The 6,083-nt window shown below is 37.2% G+C and carries 8 protein-coding genes; 3 read left to right on the forward strand and 5 right to left on the reverse strand.

Features of this window, described 5'->3' with window-relative positions:
• Positions 1-171: 171 nt before the first annotated feature.
• The 5 genes from F972_RS07930 to F972_RS07945 are packed head-to-tail and all read right to left on the reverse strand — an operon-like array spanning position 172 to position 3,144.
• Complete coding sequence (locus tag F972_RS07930) at positions 172-1,530, reverse strand: replicative DNA helicase (protein ID WP_004769483.1); 1,359 nt, start codon at positions 1,528-1,530, stop codon at positions 172-174.
• Positions 1,527-2,378: a hypothetical protein gene (locus F972_RS07935; RefSeq protein ID WP_004769484.1), complete on the reverse strand. Its 852-nt coding sequence runs from the start codon at positions 2,376-2,378 to the stop codon at positions 1,527-1,529. The genes F972_RS07930 and F972_RS07935 overlap by 4 nt, the downstream gene beginning before the upstream one ends.
• Complete coding sequence (locus F972_RS16015) at positions 2,378-2,533, reverse strand: hypothetical protein (protein WP_171062622.1); 156 nt, start codon at positions 2,531-2,533, stop codon at positions 2,378-2,380. The genes F972_RS07935 and F972_RS16015 overlap by 1 nt, the downstream gene beginning before the upstream one ends.
• Positions 2,534-2,572: 39 nt before the next feature.
• Positions 2,573-2,947 (reverse strand): helix-turn-helix domain-containing protein, encoded by a 375-nt coding sequence (locus F972_RS07940; RefSeq protein WP_004769486.1) that lies wholly within the window; start codon positions 2,945-2,947, stop codon positions 2,573-2,575.
• Positions 2,948-2,955: 8 nt separating this feature from the next.
• Positions 2,956-3,144, reverse strand: a complete 189-nt coding sequence (locus F972_RS07945; protein WP_034428148.1) for a hypothetical protein — start codon at positions 3,142-3,144, stop codon at positions 2,956-2,958.
• A gap of 104 nt (positions 3,145-3,248) precedes the next feature.
• Here F972_RS07945 and F972_RS07950 point away from each other — a divergent pair, with 104 nt between their 5' ends.
• From F972_RS07950 to F972_RS07960, 3 genes are all read left to right on the forward strand, one after another.
• Positions 3,249-3,917, forward strand: coding sequence for a LexA family protein (locus F972_RS07950; protein ID WP_004769487.1), 669 nt, complete (start codon positions 3,249-3,251; stop codon positions 3,915-3,917).
• A 188-nt stretch (positions 3,918-4,105) separates the two neighbouring features.
• Positions 4,106-5,203, forward strand: coding sequence for an ImmA/IrrE family metallo-endopeptidase (locus tag F972_RS07955; protein WP_228127554.1), 1,098 nt, complete (start codon positions 4,106-4,108; stop codon positions 5,201-5,203).
• Positions 5,203-5,733 carry a DUF4411 family protein gene (locus F972_RS07960; RefSeq protein ID WP_004769490.1) on the forward strand — a complete coding sequence of 177 codons (531 nt, stop codon included), beginning with the start codon at positions 5,203-5,205 and terminating at the stop codon, positions 5,731-5,733. The genes F972_RS07955 and F972_RS07960 overlap by 1 nt, the downstream gene beginning before the upstream one ends.
• Positions 5,734-6,083: the final 350 nt, after the last annotated feature.

The following is a 6,083-nucleotide window of genomic DNA, read 5'->3' on the forward strand; positions in this document are numbered from 1 at the left end:
AGAATGATTGCAATAAAACTCTGAAAGGTCGTCCAGTCAGAAAGATTTGTGTTAATTAAAACCAATCCACAAATAAATACCTGAAGTAGAAATTTCACACCCCACCCCACTTAACCAACGCAGCACCAATCACCATAAATACAAACATCAAAACTTTGTTTAGGTCTTTCATCACAAGCCTTCCATGTGTGAGTAATACTCTGGACTTAAATCTGCAAATGTTGATCTTGCTAAATCAGTAGCTAAACGAACTGTGCCTATTGACCCATTTCGAGCTTTACCGATAATGATTTCAGCAGTTCCAATGTCTTTTGATTCTTTGTTGTAAACCTCATCGCGGTAAATAAACATGATGATGTCTGCATCCTGCTCAAGATCACCCGACTCTTTTAAATCAGCATTCACAGGACGTTTGTTTGGTCGATTTTCAAGGTTGCGGTTAAGTTGCGCCAATGCGAATACTGGGCAATCAAAATCACGAGCTATGCGCTTTAAATCACCCGAAATCTCTCCAATATCTTTGTCACCACGACCAAAATTATTTTTAGTTAGTGGTGTCACCTTTTGGACATAATCAACAAAGATTGCGCCAACTTTCCCATATTGAGCTTTGAGCTTTCGAGCAGACCTGCGAATAGATGCGGTTGTTGAACGAGCACTGTCATCAATCATGAGTGGTGCTTTTTCGATTAAACGAGATGCACGATCAATTTTTCCAACATCATCAATCTGCGCTCTTCCTGACAAAACTTTGCTTAATTCAATTTGACCCAAGCCGCTAATTAAACGTTGTGCAATCTGCATTCCTGACATTTCAATTGAAACGAACAACACTGGTAATGACTGATTGATCATCATGTCTACAGCAAGGTTTTGAGCGAAAGTTGTTTTACCCATTGATGGACGGGCACCAATTAAAACTAGATCACCTTTTGATACCTCACCAAGCTTGTTATCTAGCTCAATAAAACCAGTCTTAACACCACCGTAATACGGCTTGTTTTCATGGATTGCTTGATGGCGTGCTAAAAACTCAGTTACAGCAGCTTTTGAGAACTCATGTGCATGTTTTAGTGTGTTTTCAACTGTTCCAGACTCAAGATTGTTTGTAAGCTGTTGAACCTTTTGAATTGCGGTTTCTGCATCATAGCTAACGGTGTCAACAGCAATTGTTCCGATATGTTTTGAGAGGTCTTGAATCTTTCTGCGAACTGAAAACTCTTTGAGTTTTTTTAGATGCGTATTAAGCAAAGTCGCTGATCTAACAGCACTCATTAAATTAACCATGAATTGCTCATTAATCTCTTTTGCTTCAAGTGAATTCGCTTTGATTAGCTCAAAGATTGTTACCTCATCAAAAGCCTCGCCTTTTGCTTGTTGTGCTTTGACATGAGTAAAAATGATTTGATGTTTCACAGCATAGAAATCAGTTGCATCGAGTTCAGATATAATTTCATCTGCTGCCTGATCAATCGTCATGAGTGTTGATAAAACACTTTGCTCAACTGGGATAGAAAATAACTCAATCATTCGTCCATCCCCTTAAATTTCTTAGCAACGCCCTTGAATTGGGTTTGCCGAGGTTGTTCAGAGATGGCTTGTTGTGGTTGCTGCATGAGTTTTTCAGTAAGTTTGAAATCACGCTTAATCCACTTCACAAAATTTGAATACATCTGAGTGTTGGTTACTGCACCAGTGTGAATTTTGCTTTCGTAGTGAGGATTGATTTCAAGCAAAATTTCTTCAGCTTGGTCTTGAGTGATTTTTGGTAATCCAGAACGCTGTAACCAAGAATTTAGAGAATGTAAATCTGGTTGCCAAATTTTTAAAACTTCATCGACTGGATTTTGTTGAGCGTCACTCTCTCTATAAATATTTCTATAAGTATTATCTATTGTGTCTTTACTAGGTAAAGTGCTAGTACTTTCCTTAGTAAAGTGGTCGTGCTTTACTAGGTAAAGTGCTGTACTAGGTGAAGTGCTTTCCTTAGTAAAGTGGTCAGCTAGTGAAACTTCATTAATTTTGTACTGATTTCCTAATTTCGGATGTGTAGAAATAACACTGATAACACCTAATGAAATTAATTCCTCAAGCCCTTTACCAACAGTTTTTGAGCTTGATTTTCTTGCTTTTGGATTGTCTTTGTGACGCTTTTCTTCTTGAATCTGCGAGTAGCTGACATAGTTAGATTCTTTGTTAAACCCGTTGATATAGCCCTCAAGCATGAAATAGACATGGCGAGCTGCATCAGATAAGAATGGATATACATCACGTCTGTACTGCCAACTTGAGCGGACATGACCTTCCTCAAACTTATCTGTCATATTGCCCTTACCTTTTGAGATTGGAATAATCTCAGCTTGTTTTAACGCACTCATCAGCCACCCCACACAAAACAAACCAAGTCAGCTTTAGCTTTTGCTACTGCTTGGGAATTTTCGAGTGTCCGATTGAGCGCATAAGCCTCAACCGCTTTTTGAAACAAACTAATCTTCCGATTTAGTTCAATGTCTGCTAATATTTGATGGTTCATTTGATTTACCTCACTGAACACGAAGCCTGACCTCAACCGTCAGGCTTTTTCTTTGTAACCAAGCTCAAAACTCATTCCAAAATCTTCAATGTCATCTTGAAAGAGATCGTCAATTGACTGCTTGCTTTCCATCCATGCCTTTGACATCACGAAAAGAGCATTCAGCTTTTCTTCGCTAATCATTCGATATTTCTTAGGCACTGTTTTGAATCCAAGAACATCCAAGAGAGCTAAACAGTTTTCAATCTCTGTCAATCCATTGGATTTCTTATCATTTTTCATTCGAGATAATGTGCTAGGGTCTAAGCCTATTTGTTCTGCAAGCTGCCCTTGATTGCTTGAGGAAAGCGCTTGCAATACCCGAGTTAATTCATTTCTCGCTCTTGCAGTTAAATCGGCTGATACTTTGCTCATGGTTGTTCCTAGGCGCTTAACGCTTGTAGATCGGCTTTAAGTTTGCCTTTGGTTTTGACTTGCAAGACTGCTTGAGTTCTAGCTGGTATGCCGTTGTGTTCCCATTTCCAAAGGGTCACAGTTGAATATCCAGTTTTTTCAGACAGCTCTTTCCGATTTTTACAATCGTGGTAAGTCATAAGGTCACTAATTTTCATGGTTACACCAAGTTAACTATGGTTAATAAACCAAATTTACCACTTGTTAACCATAGTTTCAATAGATCGTATTAACATTGGTTAATGTTTTTGGAATATTTGTTATGTCTTTACATGCTCGCATTAAGCAAAAACTTGAAGAAAAAAATTTAAGAGCAGCGGATTTAGCTAGAGCCACAAAAAAGTCTCCTGTGGCTGTAAAAAAGTGGTTGGATGGGGTTAGCGTCCCAACAGCAGACAACCTAAAAGTAATAGCTAGGTTCTTAGGTGTTAGTGATGACTGGTTATTGTATGGCGGCAAATGCGAACAAAAACTTGATAACAATATTGCTCCAGTTAGTTCGAAATTAATCCCAGTATTATCTTGGGTGCAGGCAGGTACAATGACATCGGTTGAGGCTATTGATCCTAAAAATATAAATGAATGGTTGCCACCATTAAGCGCAGATGATCCAGATGGTTGTTTTTATCTAAGAGTTGTAGGTGTTAGTAATTACCCAACCTATGCTGATGGTGATTACATCCTTGTAAACCCAAGTTACCAGGTTTGTGATTTGATCTCGGAAGATCTTGTGGTTGCGCGTAGTAATTCTGATGCAACTTTTAAAAAACTAGTAATAGAAAGTGATGATAGAAAATATTTACAAGCACTTAACCCAAATTTTCAGCCAAACATCATTGAATTTGAGGAAGGCATGGAACTTGTAGGTTTGGTGATTGATGCATTCAGACCATTAGGTGGATCACGTCCAAAAAGAGTAAGAAAAAGTTAATAAAACTGTGAACCCGACACAGTCCACTTAACAAACCATTTACAAACTAAATGATGAGCATTGCTACAATAAAGTGGTTAATGTTCTATAAATTTGGCATTATTAGCTAGATAATGGACTATCTCTCAATTTGGATTAACCAATGGATTTTATTAAAGATTATGAGCACATTAAGCTTTAGAGTGGACATGCTTGAATGGGCTGCAAACAATATTGGCTTGCACCTAGATGATGTCGTCTCTAAAGTTTCTGAATCTGAGCGTACACAAAAAAAGCTTTTAGAGGGAAAATTCTCTGTTAATCAGGCTGAAAATTTTGCAGAGATAACTAAAGTTCCTTTTGGTGTGCTTTTCTTGGATCATCCACCAATTGAAATTTATAAACCTGCAATTCCTGATTTAAGACAGAAGCAGAATGCTGAGCCTTTAAGTGATTTCTTTTATGAGGTTTTAGATGATGTCCAAAAAAAACAGGATTGGTATGTTGAATTTCTTATTGAAAATAATGCAGAAAAATTAGATTTTGTAGGGAAATTTAAAAACCAACCAAACATAAATGCAGATATTATTGCTAATGATATACGCCAAAAATTACATCTACCAATAGATCTTCACACGAGAACTAGCCGTGAAAATCATCTAAAACAATTGATAATTCGTTGTGAGAAAGCAGGCATTTTGGTTTTTAAAAATAGTATTGTTAAGTATGCAACAAAGAAAACATTAGATACTAATGAATTTCGTGGATTTGTGCTTAGTAATGAGTATGCTCCAGTTGTGTTTTTAAATGGTCAAGATATGCCCTCCGCTATGATATTTACCCTAGCCCACGAGTTGGCTCATATCTGGTTAGGTGAATCAGGCGTTGATGATTTAGATATTTATGGAAATGATCCAACAGAAGTTTTATGCAATAAAATTGCTGCTTCTGTTCTTATCTCTGAAAGTGAGTTTAATGAGGCTTGGGAAGTTTATTTTGGTGATATTTCTTGGATAGCTAATGTATTTCATGTAAGTAAACTAATGGTCTCTAGGTTAGCTTTAACTTATAACAGGATTACCTCAATAGAATATCAGGCAATCCATGACGCTGAGAAAGAGGCTTTTAGAAATAGACCAAAACAAGATGGAGCTCCTAACTTTTTAAGCCTTGTTCCTGGTAGAAATAGCCCCTTATTGACTAATGCAGTAGTAAATCAAGCTATGTCAGGCAATATGCTACTGAGAGATGCTGGAAGATTATTAAATGTCAGCCCGCAAAATATTATGAAATTGGGCGGTATGTAATGCAAACAAAATACTTATTAGATGCAAATATATTTATTGAATCGCACAATCTTCACTACCACCCATCCTTTTGTGAAAAGTTTTGGGATTGGGTTGTTGATGGACATAGAGAGGGAATTTTCTACAGCATAGATAAAATTAGAGGTGAGTTGATTCATCAAGCAAAGAGTGATGATGAATTATCAATAAGATTACGCAATCAACGAATTCCATCAGATTTCTTCATTACAAGTCTGTCAGACCCAAGAGTTGCTCAAGCTTATGCTCGTTTAATGGGCTGGTTAAATACCACCACCCATTATATGCCCAAAGCAATTCAAGAGTTCCAAGATCATAAAATTGCAGACCCTTTTCTTGTAGCAACTGCTATGGCGTATAACTATGTAATTGTTACTAAAGAAAAAGCAAATCCAGTAGCGAAAAATAGAGTTAAAATACCCGATGCTGCTACAGCAAACCATGTTCAATGCATAACCTTGCAGCAACTCCTAAGAAGACATGCACATGATGATTTCCAATTAAAACTATAAATTTTATTATTCTTATTCAACCCACCCAGTGTGGGTTTTCTTTTGTCTATTAAATCATGAATCGTAGTTAATAAAAATATTAACCTTTGTTAACTTTTGACTTGACTAATAAGTTAACCATAGTTAATATTTATCTCATCAAGACAACAAAAAGCCCTGAACTATCTTGGCAGATGCAGGGCTTTTACAACGAGGCAACTATGGAACAACTAGACAAAGCAGTTGAACTTATCAATGAAGCGAAAGCTGCGATTGATAAAAATAACACTGGCCACTGCAACACTGGCGACCGCAACACTGGCAACTGGAACACTGGCAACTGCAACACTGGCAACTGGAACACTGGCAAC

It is taken from the genome of Acinetobacter sp. CIP 102529 (genome assembly GCF_000368325.1).
GTDB lineage: Bacteria > Pseudomonadota > Gammaproteobacteria > Pseudomonadales > Moraxellaceae > Acinetobacter > Acinetobacter parvus.

Coding starts and splice junctions, on each gene's coding strand:
- F972_RS07930 (WP_004769483.1), bottom strand. CDS start 1,530: ATGATTGAGTTATTTTCTATCCCAGTTGAGCAAAGTGTTTTATCAACA.
- F972_RS07940 (WP_004769486.1), bottom strand. CDS start 2,947: ATGAGCAAAGTATCAGCCGATTTAACTGCAAGAGCGAGAAATGAATTA.
- F972_RS16015 (WP_171062622.1), bottom strand. CDS start 2,533: ATGAACCATCAAATATTAGCAGACATTGAACTAAATCGGAAGATTAGT.
- F972_RS07945 (WP_034428148.1), bottom strand. CDS start 3,144: ATGAAAATTAGTGACCTTATGACTTACCACGATTGTAAAAATCGGAAA.
- F972_RS07950 (WP_004769487.1), top strand. CDS start 3,249: ATGTCTTTACATGCTCGCATTAAGCAAAAACTTGAAGAAAAAAATTTA.
- F972_RS07960 (WP_004769490.1), top strand. CDS start 5,203: ATGCAAACAAAATACTTATTAGATGCAAATATATTTATTGAATCGCAC.
- F972_RS07955 (WP_228127554.1), top strand. CDS start 4,106: ATGCTTGAATGGGCTGCAAACAATATTGGCTTGCACCTAGATGATGTC.
- F972_RS07935 (WP_004769484.1), bottom strand. CDS start 2,378: ATGAGTGCGTTAAAACAAGCTGAGATTATTCCAATCTCAAAAGGTAAG.